Origin of the sequence: Cellulophaga sp. 3_MG-2023, from assembly GCF_030546975.1 — a bacterium.
GTDB lineage: Bacteria > Bacteroidota > Bacteroidia > Flavobacteriales > Flavobacteriaceae > Cellulophaga.
Genome location: NZ_JAUOPS010000002.1, coordinates 266,614 through 289,918, shown reverse-complemented (window position 1 = coordinate 289,918; position 23,305 = coordinate 266,614). Strand labels below are relative to the sequence as shown.

Annotated in this window: 18 protein-coding genes and 1 tRNA gene; 11 read left to right on the top strand and 8 right to left on the bottom strand. The window is 32.0% G+C overall.

The features are described 5' to 3' along the window. Positions 1-217: 217 nt before the first annotated feature. The gene (locus Q4487_RS06215; protein ID WP_303540836.1) at positions 218-1,360 is read right to left on the bottom strand and encodes an acyl-CoA dehydrogenase; all 1,143 of its coding nucleotides are present in this window, start codon (positions 1,358-1,360) and stop codon (positions 218-220) included. Positions 1,361-1,664: 304 nt separating this feature from the next. Here Q4487_RS06215 and Q4487_RS06210 point away from each other — a divergent pair, with 304 nt between their 5' ends. From Q4487_RS06210 to Q4487_RS06175, 8 genes are all read left to right on the top strand, one after another. Beyond that, positions 1,665-2,891 (top strand): Glu/Leu/Phe/Val dehydrogenase dimerization domain-containing protein, encoded by a 1,227-nt coding sequence (locus Q4487_RS06210; RefSeq protein ID WP_100893694.1) that lies wholly within the window; start codon positions 1,665-1,667, stop codon positions 2,889-2,891. A gap of 21 nt (positions 2,892-2,912) precedes the next feature. Next, on the top strand, positions 2,913-4,247 hold the full coding sequence (nhaD, locus tag Q4487_RS06205; protein WP_303540838.1) for a sodium:proton antiporter NhaD: 1,335 nt from the start codon (positions 2,913-2,915) through the stop codon (positions 4,245-4,247). A 50-nt stretch (positions 4,248-4,297) separates the two neighbouring features. Continuing rightward, positions 4,298-4,990, top strand: coding sequence for a MotA/TolQ/ExbB proton channel family protein (locus tag Q4487_RS06200; RefSeq protein WP_100893692.1), 693 nt, complete (start codon positions 4,298-4,300; stop codon positions 4,988-4,990). Between the two features lie 10 nt (positions 4,991-5,000). Then, complete coding sequence (locus Q4487_RS06195) at positions 5,001-5,387, top strand: biopolymer transporter ExbD (protein ID WP_100893691.1); 387 nt, start codon at positions 5,001-5,003, stop codon at positions 5,385-5,387. Continuing rightward, positions 5,387-6,298, top strand: coding sequence for an energy transducer TonB (locus Q4487_RS06190; RefSeq protein WP_303540842.1), 912 nt, complete (start codon positions 5,387-5,389; stop codon positions 6,296-6,298). The genes Q4487_RS06195 and Q4487_RS06190 overlap by 1 nt, the downstream gene beginning before the upstream one ends. A gap of 54 nt (positions 6,299-6,352) precedes the next feature. Beyond that, entirely contained in the window at positions 6,353-7,564 is a 1,212-nt protein-coding gene (locus Q4487_RS06185; protein ID WP_303540844.1) for a folylpolyglutamate synthase/dihydrofolate synthase family protein, read from the top strand. 89 nt (positions 7,565-7,653) lie between these two features. Then, a tRNA-Val gene (locus tag Q4487_RS06180) sits at positions 7,654-7,728 on the top strand. A 215-nt stretch (positions 7,729-7,943) separates the two neighbouring features. Beyond that, entirely contained in the window at positions 7,944-8,996 is a 1,053-nt protein-coding gene (locus Q4487_RS06175) for a succinylglutamate desuccinylase/aspartoacylase family protein (protein WP_303540846.1), read from the top strand. 33 nt (positions 8,997-9,029) lie between these two features. On the opposite strand, the gene Q4487_RS06170 is transcribed toward Q4487_RS06175, so the two are convergent. From Q4487_RS06170 to Q4487_RS06150, 5 genes are all read right to left on the bottom strand, one after another. Continuing rightward, entirely contained in the window at positions 9,030-10,370 is a 1,341-nt protein-coding gene (locus Q4487_RS06170) for a DUF3526 domain-containing protein (RefSeq protein WP_303540848.1), read from the bottom strand. A 1-nt stretch (position 10,371) separates the two neighbouring features. Further along, on the bottom strand, positions 10,372-11,805 hold the full coding sequence (locus tag Q4487_RS06165) for a DUF3526 domain-containing protein (protein WP_303540850.1): 1,434 nt from the start codon (positions 11,803-11,805) through the stop codon (positions 10,372-10,374). A gap of 3 nt (positions 11,806-11,808) precedes the next feature. Beyond that, entirely contained in the window at positions 11,809-14,307 is a 2,499-nt protein-coding gene (locus Q4487_RS06160) for a TonB-dependent siderophore receptor (protein ID WP_303540852.1), read from the bottom strand. 3 nt (positions 14,308-14,310) lie between these two features. Continuing rightward, positions 14,311-15,000, bottom strand: coding sequence for an ABC transporter ATP-binding protein (locus tag Q4487_RS06155; RefSeq protein ID WP_303540854.1), 690 nt, complete (start codon positions 14,998-15,000; stop codon positions 14,311-14,313). Between the two features lie 227 nt (positions 15,001-15,227). Further along, a complete protein-coding gene (locus tag Q4487_RS06150) occupies positions 15,228-15,533 on the bottom strand; it encodes a hypothetical protein (RefSeq protein WP_303540856.1) in 306 nt (101 codons plus the stop codon). 392 nt (positions 15,534-15,925) lie between these two features. On the opposite strand from Q4487_RS06150, the gene Q4487_RS06145 reads away from it, so the two are divergent. Together Q4487_RS06145 and nagB are read left to right on the top strand one after the other, a co-directional pair. Then, complete coding sequence (locus Q4487_RS06145) at positions 15,926-16,789, top strand: outer membrane beta-barrel protein (RefSeq protein ID WP_303540858.1); 864 nt, start codon at positions 15,926-15,928, stop codon at positions 16,787-16,789. 342 nt (positions 16,790-17,131) lie between these two features. Next, on the top strand, positions 17,132-19,060 hold the full coding sequence (nagB, locus tag Q4487_RS06140; protein WP_303540860.1) for a glucosamine-6-phosphate deaminase: 1,929 nt from the start codon (positions 17,132-17,134) through the stop codon (positions 19,058-19,060). A 65-nt stretch (positions 19,061-19,125) separates the two neighbouring features. On the opposite strand, the gene Q4487_RS06135 is transcribed toward nagB, so the two are convergent. Together Q4487_RS06135 and Q4487_RS06130 are read right to left on the bottom strand one after the other, a co-directional pair. After that, positions 19,126-19,968, bottom strand: a complete 843-nt coding sequence (locus Q4487_RS06135) for a universal stress protein (protein WP_303540862.1) — start codon at positions 19,966-19,968, stop codon at positions 19,126-19,128. A gap of 94 nt (positions 19,969-20,062) precedes the next feature. Next, positions 20,063-20,749, bottom strand: a complete 687-nt coding sequence (locus Q4487_RS06130) for a Crp/Fnr family transcriptional regulator (protein ID WP_303540864.1) — start codon at positions 20,747-20,749, stop codon at positions 20,063-20,065. Positions 20,750-20,870: 121 nt separating this feature from the next. On the opposite strand from Q4487_RS06130, the gene Q4487_RS06125 reads away from it, so the two are divergent. Beyond that, the gene (locus Q4487_RS06125) at positions 20,871-23,246 is read left to right on the top strand and encodes a heavy metal translocating P-type ATPase metal-binding domain-containing protein (protein ID WP_303540866.1); all 2,376 of its coding nucleotides are present in this window, start codon (positions 20,871-20,873) and stop codon (positions 23,244-23,246) included. The last annotated feature ends 59 nt before the right edge of the window (positions 23,247-23,305 follow it).

Sequence of the window (23,305 nt, the reverse complement as noted above, 5' to 3'; positions counted from 1 at the left end):
AAATATATTATAATTGTTAAATTATGTTTAAAGAATAGGTGATAACCTAAAAATTAATTCATCATTTTCAGTGTATTGATAAATTAAATGAAATTTTAAATTTTTAAGGGTATGTAAATTATCAAATTCACAATGTTAATTTTTAGAATAGATATAAAAAAAGCTGCGCAATAATTTATTGCACAGCTTTTGTGTTAAAACAAACGTATATTTCTAATTAATCTCTTAAAATGCTTCTAGAGATTACTATTTTCTGAATTTCAGAAGTACCTTCGTAAATCTGTGTAATTTTAGCATCTCTCATTAAACGCTCTACGTGGTAATCTTTTACAAAGCCATTACCACCGTGCACTTGTACAGCTTCTACAGAAACCTCCATAGCAACTTTAGATGCGTATAATTTAGCCATAGCGCCAGATAAATCATAATTCTCATGATTGTCTTTATCCATTGCAGCTTTGTAAACTAACATTCTTGCAGCTTCAATAGAAGTATGCATATCTGCTAATTTAAAAGCAATAGCTTGGTGGTTAGCAATCTCTGTACCAAATGCTTTTCTTTGTTTAGAGTATTTTAATGCTAATTCATAAGCACCAGCTGCAATACCCAACGCTTGTGCTGCAATACCAATTCTTCCGCCAGAAAGTGTTTTCATAGCAAATTTAAAACCAAAACCGTCTTCACCAATTCTATTTTCTTTAGGTACTTTTACGTCGTTAAAAATTAAAGAGTGAGTGTCACTACCTCTAATTCCTAATTTATTTTCTTTAGGACCAATTTCAAAACCTTCAGCACCTTTTTCAACAATAAGGGCATTAATTCCTTTGTGACCTTTTTCTACATCTGTTTGAGCAATTACAAGGTAGTAATCTGCAGAACTACCATTGGTAATCCAGTTTTTAGTACCATTTAATATGTAATGGTCTCCTTTATCTATTGCAGTAGTTTTTTGTGATGTGGCATCACTACCAGCTTCAGGCTCAGATAAACAAAAAGCGCCTATGCTTTCTCCTGTAGTTAACTTTGTTAAATATTTTTTCTTTTGTTCTTCGTTACCAAAAGTTTCTAGACCCCAACAAACAAGAGAGTTGTTTACAGAGACAATTACAGAGCAAGAAGCATCTACCTTAGATAATTCTTCCATTACTAGAACGTAAGATAGTGTGTCTAGACCGCTACCACCATATTTGGCATCAACCATCATTCCTAAAAAGCCTAATTCACCCATTTTTTTTACTTCTTCTTTAGGAAACCTTTGGGCGTCGTCTCTTTCAATTACTCCTGGTAATAATTCATTTTGAGCAAAATCTCTTGCTGCTTGCTGAATCATTAATTGTTCTTCTGTTAACTTAAAGTCCATCTTATTGCGATAATGTTAATTTATGTGTACAAATATAGGTTTATATTGTGATATATTCAACAGCATTGGGCTCTCTTTCTCCGTGTTTTAATGCTGTTCAACGTAAAATTAATGAAAAATTAATCATTCTATGACTGTTAAAAGTTTAAAAATGCCGCAATATTTTTATATTTGTTGAATTGAATTTTTATTAATTGATTTAATATCAAAATTATGAGACAGCAGTAACTCCCGTTTGGGAGGGATATTTTTAACACAATAGCGATGCATAAATAATGTTACATAATTTTACAATTAATTTAAAATGAAAGATTTACTACAAAAATACGAGGATAAACAACCTGAAATAGTTTTTAACTGGAAAGATTCTGAAACTGAAGCCGAAGGGTGGACAGTTATAAATTCTTTACGTGGAGGTGCTGCCGGTGGTGGTACAAGAATGCGTAAAGGTTTAGATATGAACGAGGTTCTTTCTTTAGCAAAAACTATGGAGGTTAAGTTTACAGTTTCTGGACCAGCAATTGGTGGTGCAAAATCTGGAATTAATTTTGATCCAAATGACCCTAGAAAAAAAGGTGTTTTAAAGCGTTGGTATAATGCTGTTGCTCCTTTGTTAAAAAGTTATTATGGTACCGGTGGAGATTTAAATGTAGATGAAATACATGAAGTAATTCCTATAACAGAAGATGCTGGTGTTTGGCACCCACAAGAAGGTGTTTTTAACGGTCACTTTAAACCTACAGAAGCAGATAAAATTAACCGTATAGGTCAATTAAGACTAGGAGTAATAAAAGTAATAGAGAGTAGTACATACTCACCATCTGTAGAGCGTAAGTATACAGTTGCAGATATGATTACTGGTTTTGGTGTTGCTGAAGCGGCAAAACATTTTTATGATATTTATGGTGGTACCATTAAAGGAAAACGTGCAATAGTACAGGGTTTTGGGAATGTTGGTGCAGCAGCGGCATATTATTTAAGCCAAATGGGAGCTAAAATAGTAGGTATTATAGATCGTGATGGTGGTGTAATTAATAAAGAAGGTTTTTCTTTTGATGAAATAAAAGAATTTTACCTTGCCAAAAACGGAAACACGCTTGTAGCAGAGAATATGATTCCGTTTGATGAAATAAATAAACAAATTTGGGGATTAGAAGCAGAAATTTTTGCACCTTGTGCAGCTTCAAGATTAATTACCAAAGAGCAAATAACACAGTTAATAGATACAGGCTTAGAAGTTATTACTTGCGGCGCTAATGTACCATTTGCAGATAAGGAAATTTTCTTTGGTCCTATTATGGAATATACAGATGAACGTGTAAGTTTAATTCCAGATTTTATATCTAACTGTGGTATGGCAAGAGTATTTGCTTACTTTATGGAAAGAAGAGTAGAAATGAATGACGAGTTAGTTTTTCAAGACACATCTGAAACCATTAAAAAAGCAATGCAGAATGTATATAAAAACAACGCATCTAAAAAAGAGCTAAGTAAAACAGCCTTTGAGATAGCATTAAAACAATTAATATAAACTAAACTAAGAAGAAGAAGAATGGAGACCATTATAATAATTATTTTTTTTGTTGGTTATTTGGCAATAACCTTAGAGCACAATCTTAAAATAGATAAGTTAATACCTGCACTTGCAATGATGGCATTGTTATGGGCAGTAATAGCTTTGGCTCATATGCCAGTTTTTGAAGTTGATGCGGCTTTGCGAGAATTAGCGCCTAGCCACGTAGATGAAATTTTACTGCATCATTTAGGTAAAACGGCAGAAATATTGGTCTTTTTATTAGGAGCAATGACCATTGTAGAAATCATAGATTACTTTAATGGCTTTGCAACAATAAAAGGATTTATAAAAACAAAAAGTAAACGTAAATTATTATGGTTGTTCTCCATTCTTGCTTTTATCTTATCAGCAATTATAGATAACCTAACAGCTACAATTGTATTAATAACAATTTTACAAAAAGTAATTAGAAACAAAGAAACTCGTTTGTGGTTTGCTGGTATGATTATTATTGCGGCTAATGCAGGTGGTGCTTGGTCTCCTATTGGTGATGTTACTACAACAATGCTTTGGATTGCAGATAAGGTTTCTGCAGCGCAATTAGTAGAACACGTATTTGTACCGTCTGTAATATGTATGGTTGTACCAACATTTATAGCTAGTAGATTTAAAGCTTTTAAAGGTAATATTGAAGATGTTGAAGAAGCAGATAGTGAAAAGAAATCTAAATTTGGATCTACAATGTTATACTTAGGTTTAGGAGCTATTGTTTTTGTTCCTTTCTTTAAAACAATAACACATTTGCCTCCTTATGTAGGTATGATGCTTTCTTTAGCTATTGTTGCAACATTTGCTGAAATATACAGTAATTCTAAATTTAGTATTTCTAATGTAGATGGTGAAAGTGAAGCTGCTTCTCATCACAGTCCAGTTCACCATTCTTTATCTAAGATAGAGTTGCCAAGTATCTTATTTTTCTTAGGTATTTTATTAGCAGTGGCTGCATTAGAATCTTTAGGTATGTTGTTTCACTTTGCAGAAAACTTAAATGCTGCAATTCCAAATTCAGATTTTGTTGTAATGTTATTAGGTGCAGGTTCTGCAGTTATAGATAACGTTCCGTTAGTAGCTGCAAGTATTGGTATGTTTCCACAAGGTATGGATGATCCATTATGGCACTTTATTGCATATTCTGCTGGTACAGGTGGTAGTATGTTAATAATAGGTTCTGCTGCAGGTGTAGTTGCAATGGGTATGGAAAAAATAGACTTCTTCTGGTATTTTAAGAAAATAGCTTGGTTAGCATTAGTAGGATTTTTAGCAGGTGCTGGCTGTTTTATTTTAATTAGAGATTTTATACTAAACGCATAATTTTATTTGTAAAATAGCGTTATAAGAGCAACTTAAATACTGGAAAATATATGTTATTGTTTCAAGATGCTGCTAATGAGGTGGTAATGGGAGAAAGTGTATCCGAAGAAAAAACACTATCGGTAATAGATTTAATTGTAAATGGTGGTGCAGGAAGTATTATCATTATAGGAATTTTAGCAATTCTATTATTTGTTGCTCTATATATTTATTTTGAAAGAATCTTTGCAATAAAGGCTGCTTCTAAAATTGATAAAAATTTTATGAATCAGATTAAAGATCATATAACAAATGGTAAGCTAGATGCTGCCCGTATGTTGTGTGCGCAAACAGATTCTCCAGTTGCAAGACTTACTGAAAAAGGGGTTTCTAGAATAGGAAAACCTTTAGATGATATAAATACAGCAATTGAAAATGCTGGAACATTAGAAGTATATAAGTTAGAGAAAAATGTAAGTATTTTAGCTACTGTTGCTGGTGCTGCACCAATGATTGGTTTCTTAGGAACTGTAATTGGTATGATTTTGGCATTCCATGAAATGGCATCTGCAGGCGGACAAGCAGAAATGGGTTCTTTAGCATCTGGTATATATACGGCAATGACAACAACTGTTGCAGGTTTAGTAGTAGGTATTATTGCTTATATTGGATACAATCACCTTGTAAACAGAACAGGTAAGGTTGTACATGCGATGGAGGCAAACGCTGTAGACTTTTTAGATTTATTAAACGAACCACTTTAAATTCCTTTAGATGAAATTAAAAGGAAGAAATAAAGTAAGTCCAGACTTTAGTATGTCGTCTATGACGGACATTGTGTTTTTGTTGTTGGTATTTTTTATGTTAACATCAAACGCGCCAAATGCATTAGATCTGTTGCTTCCAAAGGCAAAAGGGAAGTCAACCAATACACAAAATGTATCTGTAAGTATTAATAAAAACTTAGAGTATTTTGTGAATAGTGAAAAAATAAACGGGAAGTATATTGAAATTGAATTAAAGAAAGCACTAGAAGGTCAAGAAAAACCAACAATTATTTTAAGGGCAGAAGAAACAGTACCTGTTAAAGAGGCAGTAAATGTTATGGATATTGCTAATAAAAATAATTACAAGGTTATCTTAGCTGTGCGAGCTAAATAATGTCGTTCTTAGATACCAAACACAAGAAAAAATCTTTTACGCTTACAACTTTGTTGCTAAGCGTACTCTTGTTGTTGCTTTTTTATGTTGGGTTAACTTATATGGATCCTCCAGAAGAAAAAGGTATTGCGGTTAATTTTGGCCAGATGGATTTTGGTAAGGGTAACGTGCAACCAAAAGAAAAAATAAAGTCTGAACCAGTAAAAACAACCAAAGAAGTTGTAGAAGAACAGCAAGAAGAGGTAAAGCCAGTTGCAGAACCAGAAGTGCAGCAAGAATCTGCGCTGGAAAAGGCTGCAGAAAAATTGGTTACACAAGATAACGAAGAATCTATTTTAATAAAGCAAAAGCAAGAAGCTAAACGCAAGGCAGATGCTGCAGCAAAAAAAGCCAAAGCAGAAGCAGAGCGTAAAGAGCAGCAACGTGTTGCAGCAGAAAAGGCTGAGGCAGAACGTAAACGTAAAGCAGAACAGGCTAAAAGAGATAAGGTAGATAACCTTTTTGGTGGTTTAGCTAAGTCTGACGGTAAAGCTACTGGAGGTGAAGGAGATGATAATAAAGCTGGTGACAAGGGTAATCCGCAAGGAAATCCATATGCTACTAGTTACTATGGTTCTCCTGGGTCTGGAAGCGGCGGTTCTGGTTACGGATTGTCAGGACGAAAACTTTTAAATAAAGGCCAGGTTAAGCAAGATTGTAACGAGGAGGGTAGAGTAGTAGTAAAAATAGTAGTAGACCGTAATGGCAAAGTGCTATCTGCAACTGCAGGTGTAAAAGGTACTACTAATAACCACCCTTGTTTGTTAAAACCAGCAGAGGCAACAGCACGTTTACATAAATGGAATTTAGATACTAAGGCACCAAGCAGACAAATAGGATTTGTTGTTGTAAACTTTAAATTAGGAGAGTAATTATCTAAAATTACTTTAATTTTACTTCTTATTTACTCAATTTAATAAACTTTAATGACATATAGCCAAACGTTAGATTGGATGTTTGCACAACTTCCAATATACCAAAACAAAGGAAAATCTGCGTTTAATGGTAAGTTAGATAATATAAAGCTATTTTCTAAAGCTTTAGGCTCTCCAGAAAAACAGTTTAAAAGTATACACGTAGCAGGTACCAATGGTAAAGGCTCTAGTAGTCATATGTTAGCGTCTATTTTACAAGAGGCAGGCTATAGAGTTGGTTTGTATACTTCTCCGCATTTAAAAGATTTTAGGGAGCGTATTAGAATTAATGGCGATAAAATTCCGCAAAGTCACGTAATAAACTTTGTAGAAGATAATATGTCTTTTTTTAAAGCGCATAAACTCTCTTTTTTTGAGATGACAGTAGCAATGGCTTTTGCATACTTTGCAAATGAAAATGTGGATATTGCAATTATAGAAGTTGGTTTAGGCGGAAGATTAGATTCTACCAATATAATTACACCAGAGGTTTCATTAATAACAAACATAGGGTTAGACCATACAGATTTATTAGGAGATACTCTTGAGAAAATTGCTGTAGAAAAAGGAGGGATTATTAAAAATAATATTCCGGTTGTAGTAAGTGAAAATCAAACGGAGACTGCACCAATTTTTGAAGAAATTGCAAATTTAAAAAACGCACCAATATTTTTTGCAGATTCTATTTTGGTAAAAACATACAAAACATCTTTGTTGGGTAATTATCAGCAAAAAAATATAAAAGGTGTTTTAGCTACACTTAAACAATTAAAAGAATTTATAATTACTAATAGTGCAATTGAAAAAGGGCTGCTAAATGTGGTAGAAAATACCGGATTAATGGGTAGGTGGCAACTTTTACAAGAGCAACCTAGGGTAATTTGTGACACAGCACATAATAAAGAGGGCTTAAGTTTAACTATAAAACAGTTGGAGGCACAAAAATACGAGTCGCTTTTTATTGTCTTGGGAGTTGTTAAGGATAAGAATTTGGATGCTATTTTACCTCTTTTTCCAAAAAATGCAAATTATTTTTTCTGTTGTCCAAAAATAGAAAGAGGGTTAAATGCAGAGGAGTTAAAAGGTGAAGCAAGTGGTTTTTTGTTGCAGGGTAATGCTTATTCGTCTGTAAAAGAAGCACTTGAAAAAGCAAAATCTTTAGCAAAAAAAGAAGATTTAATTTACGTTGGAGGTAGCACTTTTGTTGTTGCAGAAATAGTTTAATTTTTTTTCATTTTTTATTTGCGAGAAATGAAAAACAGTTATATATTTGCACTCGCAATACGGAAAACAAATTTCTAAATTGTGAATGAGGGCTCTTAGCTCAGTTGGTTCAGAGCACCTGCCTTACAAGCAGGGGGTCACTGGTTCGAATCCAGTAGGGCCCACAGTAACAAAAGCTTCCGATTTATCGGGAGCTTTTTTGTTTTATAAAATTTCTATATTTTTTCTTCTATTATAAAGCCTTTTTAAAATTGGTTAAGCTTGTGTTAAACAAGAAATTCTCTTTCTTAAATTTATAATTCGTATTGTTCTTTATAATTAATTTTGATAGATCTAAAACTTTAGAGAAGTCGATTTTAAAAAAGAGATTTATTACAATATGAAATTAGTAAATTACCTAAGTATCTTTTTATTATTTTTTTGTTCTATTACCCTTGTTCAAGGGCAACAGAATATAGATTCAATTTTAAATAATAAAAAGTCAGGGAGTAGAACAGATTTAAAAATTCACTTTACAGATAACGAAAGTAAAACGTATGTGCCAATAACTATTATAAAAGGTATTAAACCAGGTCCAACACTTACAATAGTTGCAGGTGTGCACGGTTATGAGTATCCTCCTATAGTAGCTTTGCAAGAGTTTTTAAATGAAATAAACGTGCAAGGCTTAAAAGGTAATATAATTGTAATACCTATAGCTAATATAGGCTCGTTCTACGGCCGTTCTCCTTTTGTAAACCCATTAGATAATGTGAATCTTAATAACGCCTTTCCAGGAGATGTTAACGGGAGCATTACTCAAAAGATAGCCTATTTTATAACTAAGAAAATTATTCCTGTTAGTGATGTGTTTTTAGATATCCACGGAGGTGATGCAAATGAAGATTTATTACCATTTGTTTGTTACTATGACAATAGAAATAATCAAGAAAAAACAGCAAAGGCTGCTCAGCTATCAAAAAGTAGTGGGTTTTCTAATATAGTATCTTATAATTATAGCTTAAAAGATAGTGAACCTGCCAAGTATATGTTTAAGCAGGCAGTACAAGATGGTAAAGTTGCGCTTAGTTTTGAAGCAGGGAAATTAGGTACGGTTCATAATGAAGCTGTAGACTTAAATAAAAATGGTATTTATAGTATTTTAAAAGAACTGAAAATGTATAATGCTAAGGTTGTAGCTCCAGGCACCAAAAATTACTTTAATAAGCAAAGTTACATTAAGTCAACAGAAAAAGGTATTTTTTATAGCAACTTAAAGGCTGGTGATTATATAAAAACTGGTGATGCTGTTGGTGTAATTAAAGATGAGTTTGGTAAAACCTTAGTAAGTATTAATGCGCCATCAACAGGAATTGTTTTATATAAAATTGGAACTCCACCAGTAAATATAGGTGAAACAGTAATGTGTATAGGTACACCAATAAAAAAATAGGACTTAACTTTTAAGGTTAAGTCCTATGTTTAATTATAGCTTTTTTAAGTTAAAATAAGATATGACTGTAAGCAGTATTATAAAAATTAAAGTAGGTATAAAAAGAGTTCTCCAGTTTATTTTACTACTCATTTTAGTGAATTTTGAATTGTAATTTTTCCAATTCACTGTTTCAGCACTGTTTTTATCAAATATTTTGGAGTAAAATCCAAGTCTTAAATTTGAATGGTATTCGGAAAGTTTATCTAAAAAATGCAGATGACTCACCATATCTGTACTCGCAATTTTATTAAAGCTAAGCTGTGTGTACATAGTAGGTATAAACAAGGCTATATTTTTACTAACCTTATCTCTAAGTATTAGTTTTTCTTTCATTTCTATACTAGTTTCTCTAGCATTTATATCTCCCATATGTTGCATTCCGTAATACCATATCCAGCTAAATTCATCTTCAGGAACGTTGTAATTACTAAATTGTGGGTACTCTTTTAAAAAGCCATCCATAGTGACGTGCTTTTCCATATCCCACTTTTCATGGTAACCATCTCTTTGTTCTACAATAGTATGTAATGCTTCTGGTACTTGGTATTTGTGTATTACATAATTGTTTACCATAGCAGGAATTAAAATAGTTAACAATACCCAAGCAGATATTAAAGTAAGCGCATTAAAACTAGAGCTTTTTTGAAACGACACTACCCATAAACTAATGGCACTCCAAAATGTTAAATAAATAATACTTTGCAGTACTATTGCCCAAAAAGGAGAACTCATTGGAATATCTAGTAAGGCACTGGCTAAAAATAAAAGTAGTAGTAAAACAGTAAAGACTAAAGCTAACCTAACAATCAATTTTTTTAGTAAAAAGTTTGTTTTTTTTGCTGTTTGTGAGGCCAATAATTTCCAAGTGCCAATTTCTTTTTCTTCTGAATAAAGATTAAAAATTAAAGCAATTAAAACTAAAGGAAACAAATAAATAATTACAAACCCTAAGTCTAAATTGCCAGACATTAAAAGTGAGGGATTCTCAAAATCATTATCATATTTTTGACCTTCAAGAGCTCTAATGGTAACAGTTTGTAATAGTGGATTTACATCACTCTGTCCAATAGATATTGCACTAATATTTGGCTGTTGCTTAATTAGTGTAAATCTTTGGTAATACAACAATAAGCCTAAATCATTTGGATGATGCTCTATGTTTTTTTCAAGACTTAATTTTTGAAATTCTTGCGCGGCAATAACATTTTTTTCTTGTTTTATAAGAAATTGTTTTCCAATAAGTATGCTTATTACACCTACTATAATTAATAGCAATAAACTAACGACAAAAATTTTTGTTCTAAAAAACGATTTAAATAATAATTTATACATTTTAAATGGCTTTTAAGTGATTAGGTAAACGCAATAGTCCAAAAATAGCTATGACTTCCCATAGTAGTAGTGCAGTAATAGACAGTAATTCGTTTTTAAACACTATGCCAATTGATAAAAATTGATACGTAAACGGAGGAAATTCTTTCCAATAAGTACTGTCAATAACCTCAGGACCTTTTTTACCTTTGTTAGGTATTAAGTCCATTTGTAATTTGTTCATTGCTTGTGCCAAATTAAAACGGTATACTTCTGCTTTTTCTTTAAAATGAAGGAACGATTTAAAATCTGTACCAGAAAATGCCATAGATAAATTTTTAATGGCTGTAAACGGATTTATAAATGCAGATACGCGTTCTAAACTATTTTGTTTTTGATACACTTTGTACAAATTATTTTGGTGTTTTTGATATATTTTAGAACTTAAAGATTCTCCTTCAGCCATAATAAAACCTCCATAATTAAATGGTAAGTCTTCTACTTTTGTTACATTGTGAGCTACTAAAACAGAATCTTTTAAAGCATTAAAATGAGGATCGTCTGGGTCGTGACTATCACCTTCTTTACTCAAGTCTAATTCTACAGCAGTTTCAAGTTCAATTTTAGAAGGAGTTGGGTATAAAAAGTATCCTATTGCTTGTAAAGACTTTGGTAAAATAATAGCAAACAGTAACCATATTCCTAAGAGCTTTATTAAGGCTCCTTTTGCAGTTCTACTAAATGAAGAAACCAGTATGGTAATGGCGCTTAAAACACCAAAAAATAATAAGTAAGATATAAAAAGTACTAAAAACCGAAGTAAAATACCCTCCGTATTGCTTTCTTCAGTTAAAACAAAAATCAACAATAATAAAAATACGGTAAGTAATGAAATTATAGAGACAGACCAGAGCCCTAACCATTTGCCCACTACAATTTCCTTACGTGTTATACCTTGCCCTATTAATAATTTTAATGTTCCGTTTTCTCTTTCTTTTGCTATTGTTGCATAGCCTAAATAAAACAGCAATAAAGGAACTATTAATTTTAGGAGCATAGCAAAGCTAACTTCTCCAAAGCGAAGTAGCCCAGTAGACATACTTGCTTCAGAAAAGTTAACTGTATTTTGTTTATGAGCTTCTAAAAAAACAGCATTGCCCACAAAATTTTCCATTCCTAAATCAAAAACACTTAAAATATGTTTTATTCTAAAAGCAAAAGACCCGTAGTGAGACATTCTGTGTGGATGCTTGTCGGGATTATTTTCCCAGCTTTCTCTAACTTCATCTTGAACTAAATTTCTGCTATAATTTTGCTCATGGTAATTTTCCCAACCGCTATATGCAGAAAAGATAAGAAGCAAAAGCATTAAAACAGCAGTAATACTCATAACTCTGGATCGTAGAGCATCAATCCAGAATTGTTTAGCGAGTATAAAAATTATTTTCTTCCTCATTCATTAAAATTTATAAGTAGCATTTAGCAATACGTTTCTTGGGGCTCCAGGTCCTAATCTAGATGGGTTTAAGCCTCCTAGCCAATATGTTTCGTCAAATAAATTATTTATTTTGAGAGTTAACTGCATTCCTGTATTATTTGGTTTGTAGTATACAGCTGCATCAAATACAGTGTATGATGGTAGTAGCAACCTATCTGTACTGTATGTAGGGTTGTACCACGTATAACGCTCATCCATAAATTGAGCACCCAAACCAAAGCCTATTCCTTTTAAGGTTTCATTTGTAAAATCATATCGTCCCCAAATATTTGCATTGTGTTTTGGAGCACCTCCAATAGATTCTCCAATGAACTCTTCTATAGCATCTTCTACAATTTCTGCATCTGAATAGCCATAAGATGCGGTAATTTGAAAATTAGATGATATGTAACCAGATACATCCATCTCAAAACCCCTACTTCTTTGTTCACCTCTTGTAGTTAAATTATCTAAATCATAAGTATCACCTAAAAGGATATTTTTTTGAGTAATGTTGAAGACAGCTAGGTTGGCAAATATTTTTCCGTTTAAGAATTCTCCTTTTGCTCCAAACTCTGTTAGGCTACTTTCAAGGGGATCAAATCTACTTGGTGATGTAGACCAAAAGAAGCCCTCTGCGGTTGGTGATAACGAAACTGTATTGGTGTGTGGCTGAAAGCCTTCTAAGTATGTGGCATAAGCACTAATGGTATTGGACACTTCATAGGTTAAGCCAAATCTTGGTACAATAGCGTCATTAGTAAATTTTTGTTCATCGCCTTCATAATCAAAAATATCAGTAAAACGCTCATACCTTAAGTTTACCAGGGCAGAAAATTTACCCATCTTAAATTGGTTTTGAATGTAGAAACCATTTGATGTATTTAGGTTTGCAGGAATACTTAATTCTGCCAATTTATACGCATTTGTATTTCTAGCACCATTAAAAGGGTCTGCTAAGTTAAAATGAGGAACTGCAGGTACTGGCATAGTTACACCATCTACCTCCATTTGCTGAAAATTAGCTGCGTTGTCAGGATCATAGTTAGACTGACCACCGTCTACTGTTAAGTATCTTCTGGCACGCAAAAAGCCTGCACCAATTTTTCTTTCCCAGCGTGTAGCGTCATAACCAACCAATATTTTATTGGTAATCTTCTCTGTTTCTATGTCGTACGTAAAGTAAGTACTAAAGTTATCGGTTTCCCAATATTGTTGTCTTTCATCATAACGCAATCTAGCTAAGGTAGGAATTACGTTTCCGTCAATATCTACAGCTGTACCATCAACTCTATGCTCGGCTAAATCTTCATCCCAAGTTTGTTTCATAAACTGGGCATTAAAACCTAAATTTTCAGTTAACTTTTTACTAAAGTTTGTCATGAAAATAAATTCTTTGTTCTTGTAATGATCACTAGATGCACCTACATTCATAGTAATTGGTGTGCTATTAATATCATAATTACCATTGATAGATCCAAAAATAGGCTGACCTCTATCTAAATTACCTACAGCATCGCTGTAAATTAATTCCACGTTTAACGAAGTGGTTTCATTTGGTATATAACTTAAAGAAGGCGAAAACAAAATGGCATTATTGTTTACCACATCTCTAAATGAATCTGCTTCTTGAATAGCAGCATTGAAACGATATAATAACGTTTTTGATTCGTTTAACGGACCTGTAAAATCAGCCGTAGCTCTTATGGTTCCAAAACTTCCTGTTGTTAACGAAACTTCACTACGCTTTTCTGCTAATGGTTTTTTAGTTACCATATTTACGGTACCACCTGGATCTGCACTTGAAAACGTTACCGATGATGGTCCTTTTATTACTTCAACACGTTCTAGGTGAGAGGTAATAGGTTGTAAAAAATAATATTGACGTGTACGCATTCCGTTTAACACTTGTCCGTCATCACCTTGTGTAATACCACGAATATTGTAGTGATTGTACAAACCAGTAACTGAAACATTACTTACTGTTTTTACTGCATCTGGTACTTGAAAAGCTAGTCGGTCTGCAATTAATTCTTTGGTTACAGATGTTATTGCTTGTGGTAGTTCTTTATTAGCAATTGCTACTTTTGTTGCAGAAAACGAGTAGTCACTATTGTAATCTGTTCTGGCTCTACCAATAACTTCTACAGATTGTAGCTGCTCTACGTTTTCTTTAAGAGCAATAGTTCCTAAGTCATAATTGGTAATTTGGTTAAATGTTTTTTTAATATTTACCGTTGTCATACCAATATAACTTACCGTAATTTTATAGTCACCTGTTTCAGAAACCTCAAGGTTAAAGTTTCCGTTTTTAGTTGTAATTGTACCACCTTTTAAAGTGCTGTTCTGTTTGTTGTAAGAGACAGTTGCTCCCTGTACCACATTGCCAAAATCATCTGTGATTTTTCCGGTTATTTTAATTTGTGAGTACGTTAATTGTGCTACTAAAGAGCAAATAATTAGTATTATGTAATTTTTCATCAGTTATATAGTTTCTAAGTATAGTTGGTTTAATTGTTCTGCGCTAATTTCACTAGCTTTTAGTTGTTGTGCTAAAACACCTTCTTTCATAATGCCAATAGTGGTTCCTAGTTCTACAGCATTAAAAATATCATGAGTTGCCATAAAAATTACTTTGCCCATTTTAGCCAGTTCTTTACAAATTTTTGTGAACTCTGCCGTAGCTTTTGGGTCTAAGCCAGATGTTGGCTCATCCATAAAAATTACTTCTGCATTTTTAGCTAGTGCTACAGCAATACCAACTTTTTGTCTCATACCTTTAGAGTAGGTAGATAGTCTTTTATTAATTGCGTTATGTTGTAATCCTGTTTTAGCAAGAAAAGAGGTTAACTCATCTGTGGAGTATTTAAAACCAGCAAGCTGACTAAAGAAATTTAAATTCTCTATACCAGATAAGTTTTCATATAAATGAACTGTTTCTGGTATGTAAGCAGTAAGGTTGCTAGTATTGTCTTTGCCAACTTCTTTATCAAGTACAAAAGCTTTGCCTCCGTCTTTCTTTAAAAAGCCTAAAAATATATTTATAGTTGTTGTTTTTCCGGCTCCATTTTGTCCTAGTAGACAAAATATTTCACCTTTAGATACCTCAAAGGAAACATCTTTCAATGCAATTTTTCCATTGTAAGACTTAGATAAGTTTACAGCTTTAAGCATATGTGTTCTATTAAAATTAATTGTAATTGTGGCGCAGTAATAAATTGCCAGCACATATTATGTGCAGTTTATTGCTACGTTATATTTTTTTTAAAAAAAAGTTAGCCTTTGTATACTATTGAAGTATTATGAGCATTAAAATATGCTATATAGTAGTATAGTTTACATTAGGTTAAAAATGTAAATTATATACCATAATGGTATCAATAAAAGTTAGTGAGTGGCTATTAAATAAATGGAGGAGGTCTTGTGAAAAGACTATGTAAGTAATGACTTTTTGTATAAACAGAATTTGTAAAACTGCAATTCTGTTTTTGCATTAATACCAAATTAGACGAAACTGAATTAATTGTTTCCTCTGCGCAAAGTGCAGGAATAAAATTAACTGCATTTGTAATGGTACAAATTTCACAATGTTCTATATCAGTATCAACTTCATCAATATGATGAGCAATAGAATGTAACCCTGCTATTTTTAAAGTTAAAAATAGAGATAATAAAAAATAAGATATATTTTTTTTAGTTACCGTCATTAGAATATAATTTGCAAAAATAAATATTCTAATTTATTTAATTGTTTTTTATTTAAAGTTTCTTTTTACAGTTTTGGTAATCAGTAAATTATATTTTTCTGTTATGAGTTTAAGTTAAAATGTTTTATAACTTTGTAAGTTATAAGCTACAAATATGTTTTTTTGCAAGTAAATAATACTTTCTAGTATATATTCTGTAAAAATAAGTAATCATTTATATTCAATGTTTAACAGCGTTTTTAAAGGGTTTTAATGGGTATATTTTCTTAAATTATGTTAATTATTATCAAATTATCAATATTACTGTTAAACGTAAGAAATTACATTAAATTAATACTTCTTAAATTACCTTTTTTCTACCTTTACGTTATATTAACTTAAAACTATATATTTTGAAACAAAGAGTAATATTATTAGTCGGTATTTTAATTAGTACTATGTCTTATGCTCAATTTGAAATTTCGGCAGGTACAGGTTATGCAATAGGAAGCGCCGAAATGAAATTAGGAACAGAAACAACAATAACAAGTGTAGAGAATACTTATGGTAGTTATGGTGAAGGTGTTAACTTTCAACTAAGAGGAACTTATTTTTTTAATGAAAAAGTTGGTTTAGACTTAGGTGTAGGTTACTTAAATGGTGCAGATCATACAATAAATAAAACAACTGTACCAGGAGTAGATGTAGATGCAATTGCTAGAGGTAGAGCTTTTGGGGCAACTGTTGCTGTAGCTTATAAGTTTACAGATAACTTTTATGGTCGTGTTGGTGCTTTGTTAAAAGTAGCAGGTAAAACAGAAGCTGTAGTTTTTAATAGTACATTATTATCAGAAGAAGAGAGAGCTCCATATAGTCTTCCTGAAGGTTCTTATTCAGAAACTAATTATGTAGAAGATTATCACGGTAAGTTTCCATTAGGTTTTGTTGGTGCCTTAGGGTATAAGTTTCCTATAGATAACAACTTTAGTATTTACGTAGAAGCAGAATACTACGGTATTAGCTTAAAGCGTAAGGATTCTGAATTACAAGAGTTCAATACTAACTTATTTACTCCAGATGGTAATATGGTTGCAGAAGGTGTTTATACTTTAGATAACTTGCCTCCAGGTTATGTTAAAAAAACCAACTATGTAGATGAGTTAAGAAATGACAATACAGATCCGTCTAAAAAATTATCACAAAAAGTACCTTATTCTTCTTTTGGTATTAATGTAGGTGTAACATATAAATTTAAAAAGTCTGCTAAAAAACAGTAGTACTTTTAAATCTAAATTTTTAAAAAAGCTTCTAAAATGTATTTAACATTTTAGAAGCTTTTTTAATTTTAACGCAGTACTAACTTTATAATATTGTGTTATGTTAATTGTTAAGTTTTTGTGATTAGATTGTTTATTGCTTTACTTCTAGAGTCAGTATTTATAACTTAGTAAAAGTAATACTAGATGATTAGTATAAATGTTATGCATAATAAAAATACTTTTTATTGATTTTTTTTAACCTATAGTGCACCAAACATGGTGTTTGTCTAAAAACTATCAAATTATATAAAAAGACTTTTAATCTTTGATTTAATTAACCCCAAAATAAATTAAAAGAGCATGTTAAAAAGTAATATTGATAAGGCTACAGGTTTTGAAAAAAGATTTGAAAATATAAATACGGTTGTTTTTAAAAACTCTACAAACGCATCAAAATCCGTAGCAAATGAAATTGCAAATTTAATTAGAGAAAAACAGAGAGAGAATAAAAGGTGCGTATTAGGTTTAGCTACAGGCTCTACGCCCAAAGGTTTATATGCAGAATTAGTAAGAATACATAAAGAAGAGGGGCTAAGTTTTAACAACGTAGTTACATTTAATTTAGATGAGTATTACCCTATGGAGCCAGACTCTATACACAGCTACGTTAGGTTTATGAAAGAACTACTTTTAGACCAAGTAGATATTTTACCAGAAAATTATAATATTCCTGACGGTACTTTAACCAAAACAAACATCTCTAAATACTGTAGTGATTATGAATCTAAAATTGAAGCAGCTGGTGGTTTAGATCTACAAATTTTGGGTATAGGAGGTAATGGTCATATAGGTTTTAATGAGTCTGGGTCTTTACAAAACTCTAAAACAAGATTAGTAGCGTTAGACCATATTACTAGAGTTGCAGCAAGCAAAGATTTTGGAGGTTTAAGTAATACACCAAGAACAGCAATAACATTAGGAGTAAAAAAAATAATGGAAGCCAAAAGAGTAATTCTAATGGCTTGGGGAGAGGGTAAGTCTAATATTATAGCCCAGTCTGTAGAAGGGGAAGTAACAAATAAAGTACCAGCGTCTTTTTTGCAAGAACATAACAATGCTGTATTTGTTTTAGATAAAGAAGCGGCTTCTAAACTAACAAGAGTAGATACTCCTTGGTTGGTAGAAAAAGTAGAGTGGACAGATAAACTTATACGTAAGGCAGTGTTAGGTTTAGCATTACGCTTAAATAAGCCAGTTTTAATGCTTACAGATGCGGATTATATAGAAAATGGTATGAGCGATTTGTTGGCAGATTCTGGTCCGGCTTACGACATCAATATAAAAATATTTAATAAGCTGCAGAATACAATTACGGGTTGGCCAGGCGGTAAACCTAACGCAGATGATAGTAACAGGCCAGAACGTGCCACACCAGAAAAAAAACGAGTACTAATTTTTAGTCCACACCCAGATGATGATATTATTAGTATGGGTGGTACTTTTAAACGATTGGTAGAACAAGGTCATGAAGTACACGTAGCATATCAAACATCTGGTAATATAGCAGTAGCAGATGATGAGGCTTTGCGTTTTGCTAGTTTTGTGTGCGATTATAACGAGAAATTTTCTATTGAAGACAAAAGAGCAGAAGAGATTTTTGCTAAAGCGGCTAAATTTTTAGCCAATAAAAAAGCTAGTGAAGTAGATATAGAAGAGGTACGTTATATAAAAGGTTTAATAAGAAAAGGAGAGGCAAGGGCTACAAGCCATTTTGTAGGCTTAAATGATGATCAAATTCATTTTATGAACCTTCCTTTTTATGAAACGGGAGCTATAGAAAAAAATCCTGTTGGTGAGGATGATGTACAATTAACAATGAATTTAATTGCACAGGTAAAACCACATCAAATTTATGCAGCAGGAGATTTAGCAGATCCACACGGCACACACAAAGTATGTTTAGATGCTATTTTTGAAGCAGTAAAAAGATTAAAGTCAGAACCATATATGAGTAATTGTTGGGTTTGGTTATACAGGGGAGCTTGGCAAGAGTGGGGAATAGATGAAATAGAAATGGCTGTGCCAATGGGGCCAGACCAGGTATTAGAAAAAAGACGCGGTATTTTTAAACATCAATCTCAAAAAGATGGTGTAGTTTTTCAGGGCGCAGATAGTAGAGAGTTTTGGCAAAGAGCAGAAGATCGTAATAAAGAAACTGCATCTATTTATGACCAGTTGGGAATGGCACGCTACGCAGCAATGGAAGCATTTGTACGTTGGCGTTTTTAATCAGTAAAAAAAATATTAATAAAAGCGAAAGATATATGTCTTTCGCTTTTTTTTATAGCTAATGGTTAGCTAGGTAAAACCAATAACGGAATTTTAGTGTGGTGGTCTGCTTCTTGTAAAACAGGTTCTTGTATTAATTCTTCTAAATAGCTACGGTTGTTATAAACCAACGCCAAAGTATCTATTGCGTAATCTTTTATAAACTGACTTAGTATTTCAGATTTATTGGCGTAAAACGGTAATAAGTGTAGTTTTAGTTGTACCGATGCTAAACAGTTTTGAACAATTTTTAAATTTGATTTTTGAAAATCATCTAAAGTAGTATCAGTTTTTAAATGAAGAATGTGTACCGTTGAATTGTACATTTGTGCAATAAATAGTATTGCTTGTAAAGCTTCTGGACTTAAACTCCTTTTTAAATCTGTAGCTAAAACCAATTGTTTTGGTTTTTGAAAATTGTAATTGTTAGGAATAGCTAAAACTGGACAATCTTTAATAGCATTTACAATTCGCATTGTATTTGCACCTACAAATACACGCTTAAAATTAGTTATACCTTTTGTGCCAGATATTACAAAATCTATATTTTCTTTTTTTATAATGTCTATAACTTCATGAGTTAGCAAATCAAAAGAAGAAATAGTACTGTAATTATGTAGCGGATTTTTGTGTTTAAGGTTTATGCGTTCTATTGTTTTTTTTAAACCATTTTTAGATGCCGTTTCCGTATCTTTTTCTAAAACTAATGTCTTAGAGTTTTCTGCCATAAACCTGCTATGTGGTATGGCTGGCACGTAAGTATTTAATATATGAAAAGTACAGCTTTCATTTTTAAAAAGCTCAAGAGCATAAGAAATTGCATTAGTTGCATTTTCTGAAAAATCTGTGGGTAAAAGTATATTTTTCATCAAACTATATTAAAATATCTGATGTAAAAATAGAAGTAGTTGTAACCGTAAACTATGACATTTATCAGTTTTAAAATAAGAGTGTAATAAAATATTATAAACCGCTTACGACGCTTTGTAGTTTGTCAAGGTTTGTAATGCGTATTTTTTTGCCAGAAGTTTCAATCATACCTTTCTTTTTAAATTCTGATATAATTCTAATAGTAGATTCTGTTGCAGTACCAACAACATTACTCATATCTTCTCTACTTAAACTTAGTAGCAAAAACCCATTTTCGTCTTCACCAAACTCTGTTTTTAAGTAAATAAAAGCTTCAGCAATACGTTGTTTTACTGTTTTTTGAGACATATTTACAATAACATCATCGGCCTCTCTTAAATCATTAGCCATATGGCGTAGTACCTCAACAGCAAAATTAGGATTGGTATTTAATGTGTGTAAAATACTTTCTTTAGGAATAAAACAAAGATCCATATCTTTAATGGCTACTGCGCTTAAATTTGCAGATTCTTCTGCAATAACAGAGCGTTGTCCTAATATTTCTCCTTTAGTAGCAAGTTTAATTATTTGGTCTTTACCGTTAGAGCTCAATTTAGATAGTTTAGAGACACCATCTCTAACACAAAAAACACCATCTAACCTATCTCCCTCTTCAAAAATTGCATCACCTTTTTTAAAGGTTTTAGAAACTTTAGTGTCTGATACCTTTTTTAACTCATCCTTGCTCATAGCTCGTAATGAATTAAACTGACGAATAATACAATTTTCACACCTACTCATAATAATGTTTTTACCTAACACAACAAATTTACGGTATCTACAATAAGCAAAACCTGACATTTGTCATATTTTAAAATTCAGCTTTAATAGACCTTTGTTTTAAGCTTAATAAGTTGCAAATATGACTAAAGAAAAATGTTTTCATTGCGGAGATGACTGTGACACCTTACCCATTGTTTTTAAAGATAAGAATTTTTGTTGTAATGGATGTAAAACAGTTTTTGAGATTTTTGAATCAAACGATTTGTCATATTACTATGACCTGCAATCTGCAGCAGGTGCAACACCAAATGAGGTAGAGGGGAAATACAATTTTTTAGATACTCCAGAGATTTTAGAGAAGCTTATAGAGTTTAATGAAAAAAAACACCAAATAGTAAATCTTTACATACCGCATATACATTGTAGCTCTTGTATTTGGGTGTTAGAAAATTTGAATAAATTACAGAAAGCAGTAAGTAGTTCTCAAGTAGATTTTCCTAAAAAAATGGTACGTATTGCATACAATCCAGAGGAGTTAAGCTTAAAACAATTGGTTATATTATTGGCAAAAATAGGTTACGAGCCTTATATTTCTTTAGATGATTATGACAAAGGTAAAAAAAACGTAGATCGTAGTCTTACCTATAAATTAGGAGTTGCGGGCTTTGCTTTTGGTAATGTTATGTTTTTGTCTTTTCCAGAGTATTTTGAGGTGCAGGAGTTTTGGTTAGACCAGTATAAAAATGTGTTTAGGTGGTTAATGTTTGCTTTTTCATTACCTGTTGTTTTTTATTCAGCACAAGACTATTTAATATCAGCATATAAAAGTATTTCTTCTAAAATATTAAATATAGATGTACCAATTGCTTTAGGTGTTTTGGTGCTTTTTGTGCGTAGTACATTAGAAATTGCTTTTGACTGGGGAACTGGTTTTTTTGATAGCCTAACCGGATTAATATTTTTTCTGTTATTAGGTAAATTTTTTCAGCAAAAAACATATTCATTTTTATCTTTTGAGAGAGATTATAAATCATACTTTCCAATCGCTGTAACCAGAATTTTATCTGGTGGAAAAGAAGAGACAGTACAGGTTTATGATATTAAACAAGGAGACAGACTTTTAATTAGAAATGAAGAATTAATACCCGTAGATGGGATTGTGTTAAAAGGTAATGCACGTATAGATTATAGTTTTGTTACAGGTGAATCTGAAGCTGTAAAAAAAGCATCTGGAGACAAAATTTTAGCTGGTGGCAAGCAGTTGCAAGGAGCAATAGAAATGGAAGCTTTAAAATCTGTATCGCAAAGTTATTTAACGCAACTGTGGGGTAATTCGGTTTTTTCTGAAGATAAAACAAGTAAGTTCCAAACCATTACAGATAAAATAAGTCAACGTTTTACGGTAGCTGTTTTAAGTATTGCTTTTATAGCTACATTTATTTGGATGTTTATAGAAAGTAGTAAGGCTATGAATGTTTTTACTGCAGTTTTAATAATTGCTTGTCCTTGTGCAATAGCATTGGCGGCACCTTTTACATTAGGTAATATGTTACGTATTTTTGGGCGTAAAAAATTCTATCTAAAAAACACCCAAACAATAGAGCAGTTGGCGCAATTAACTACGGCTATTTTTGATAAAACAGGAACACTAACTACAGCGCAAAAGAGCACAGCAAGTTATGAGGGGCTAGCATTGAGCGCTAGTGAAGAATCGCTTTTAAAAAATACGTTAAGGGCATCTAACCATCCTTTAAGTAGAACACTTTATAACTTGTTAGCAGAGCAAGATATTTTAACTTTAGATGAATACCACGAGCACTTAGGAAAAGGTATAGTTGGTATTTTAGAAGATGATAATATAAAAGTGGGTTCTGCAAATTTTGCAGGAAATGGGACTGTAAATGGTCAAGAAAACACTGCGGTGTATATTAGTAGTAATGATGATTATAAAGGACGATATGTTTTTTCTAACCAATACAGAGATGGTGTGTCTAAGTTATTTTCTAAAATGCAAAAAACACTAGATTTAGGCGTTTTATCTGGTGATAATGAAGGGGAGAAAGAAAGATTAGAAGCTTTATTACCTAAATTGACACCACTATATTTTAATCAGAAACCAGAAGATAAATTAGATTTTATTAAGAGTTTGCAAAAGCAGGGAAAGAAAGTACTTATGGTAGGTGATGGTTTAAATGATGCTGGTGCTTTAGCACAGAGTGATGTTGGCATTGCTATATCTGAAAATGTAAATGTATTTTCACCTGCGTGTGATGGTATTTTGGATGCATCAAAATTTAAACAACTATATCAATATATAAAAGCATCAAAAAGTGCAATGAAAATTATAAAACTTAGTTTTGGGTTTTCTTTATTATATAATTTAATTGGGTTGTATTTTGCTACAACAGGACAGTTAATGCCGGTAATAGCAGCTATTTTAATGCCTTTAAGTTCTATAAGTATTGTTTTGTTTACTACTATAGCTACTAATTTGGTGGGTAAAAAACTGATATAAAAAAAGGAGCAACTTATAAAGTATATAGTTGCTCCTCTGTTCTTAAAATAGATTAAAAA

Excerpts from the sequence above, each read along its gene's own strand:
- nhaD (WP_303540838.1), top strand. The coding sequence starts at position 2,913 with ATGGAGACCATTATAATAATTATTTTTTTTGTTGGTTATTTGGCAATA.
- Q4487_RS06155 (WP_303540854.1), bottom strand. The coding sequence starts at position 15,000 with ATGCTTAAAGCTGTAAACTTATCTAAGTCTTACAATGGAAAAATTGCA.
- Q4487_RS06135 (WP_303540862.1), bottom strand. The coding sequence starts at position 19,968 with ATGAAAAATATACTTTTACCCACAGATTTTTCAGAAAATGCAACTAAT.
- Q4487_RS06150 (WP_303540856.1), bottom strand. The coding sequence starts at position 15,533 with ATGACGGTAACTAAAAAAAATATATCTTATTTTTTATTATCTCTATTT.
- nagB (WP_303540860.1), top strand. The coding sequence starts at position 17,132 with ATGTTAAAAAGTAATATTGATAAGGCTACAGGTTTTGAAAAAAGATTT.
- Q4487_RS06195 (WP_100893691.1), top strand. The coding sequence starts at position 5,001 with ATGAAATTAAAAGGAAGAAATAAAGTAAGTCCAGACTTTAGTATGTCG.
- Q4487_RS06160 (WP_303540852.1), bottom strand. The coding sequence starts at position 14,307 with ATGAAAAATTACATAATACTAATTATTTGCTCTTTAGTAGCACAATTA.
- Q4487_RS06185 (WP_303540844.1), top strand. The coding sequence starts at position 6,353 with ATGACATATAGCCAAACGTTAGATTGGATGTTTGCACAACTTCCAATA.
- Q4487_RS06215 (WP_303540836.1), bottom strand. The coding sequence starts at position 1,360 with ATGGACTTTAAGTTAACAGAAGAACAATTAATGATTCAGCAAGCAGCA.
- Q4487_RS06210 (WP_100893694.1), top strand. The coding sequence starts at position 1,665 with ATGAAAGATTTACTACAAAAATACGAGGATAAACAACCTGAAATAGTT.
- Q4487_RS06130 (WP_303540864.1), bottom strand. The coding sequence starts at position 20,749 with ATGAGTAGGTGTGAAAATTGTATTATTCGTCAGTTTAATTCATTACGA.
- Q4487_RS06175 (WP_303540846.1), top strand. The coding sequence starts at position 7,944 with ATGAAATTAGTAAATTACCTAAGTATCTTTTTATTATTTTTTTGTTCT.
- Q4487_RS06170 (WP_303540848.1), bottom strand. The coding sequence starts at position 10,370 with ATGTATAAATTATTATTTAAATCGTTTTTTAGAACAAAAATTTTTGTC.
- Q4487_RS06125 (WP_303540866.1), top strand. The coding sequence starts at position 20,871 with ATGACTAAAGAAAAATGTTTTCATTGCGGAGATGACTGTGACACCTTA.
- Q4487_RS06190 (WP_303540842.1), top strand. The coding sequence starts at position 5,387 with ATGTCGTTCTTAGATACCAAACACAAGAAAAAATCTTTTACGCTTACA.
- Q4487_RS06200 (WP_100893692.1), top strand. The coding sequence starts at position 4,298 with ATGTTATTGTTTCAAGATGCTGCTAATGAGGTGGTAATGGGAGAAAGT.
- Q4487_RS06165 (WP_303540850.1), bottom strand. The coding sequence starts at position 11,805 with ATGAGGAAGAAAATAATTTTTATACTCGCTAAACAATTCTGGATTGAT.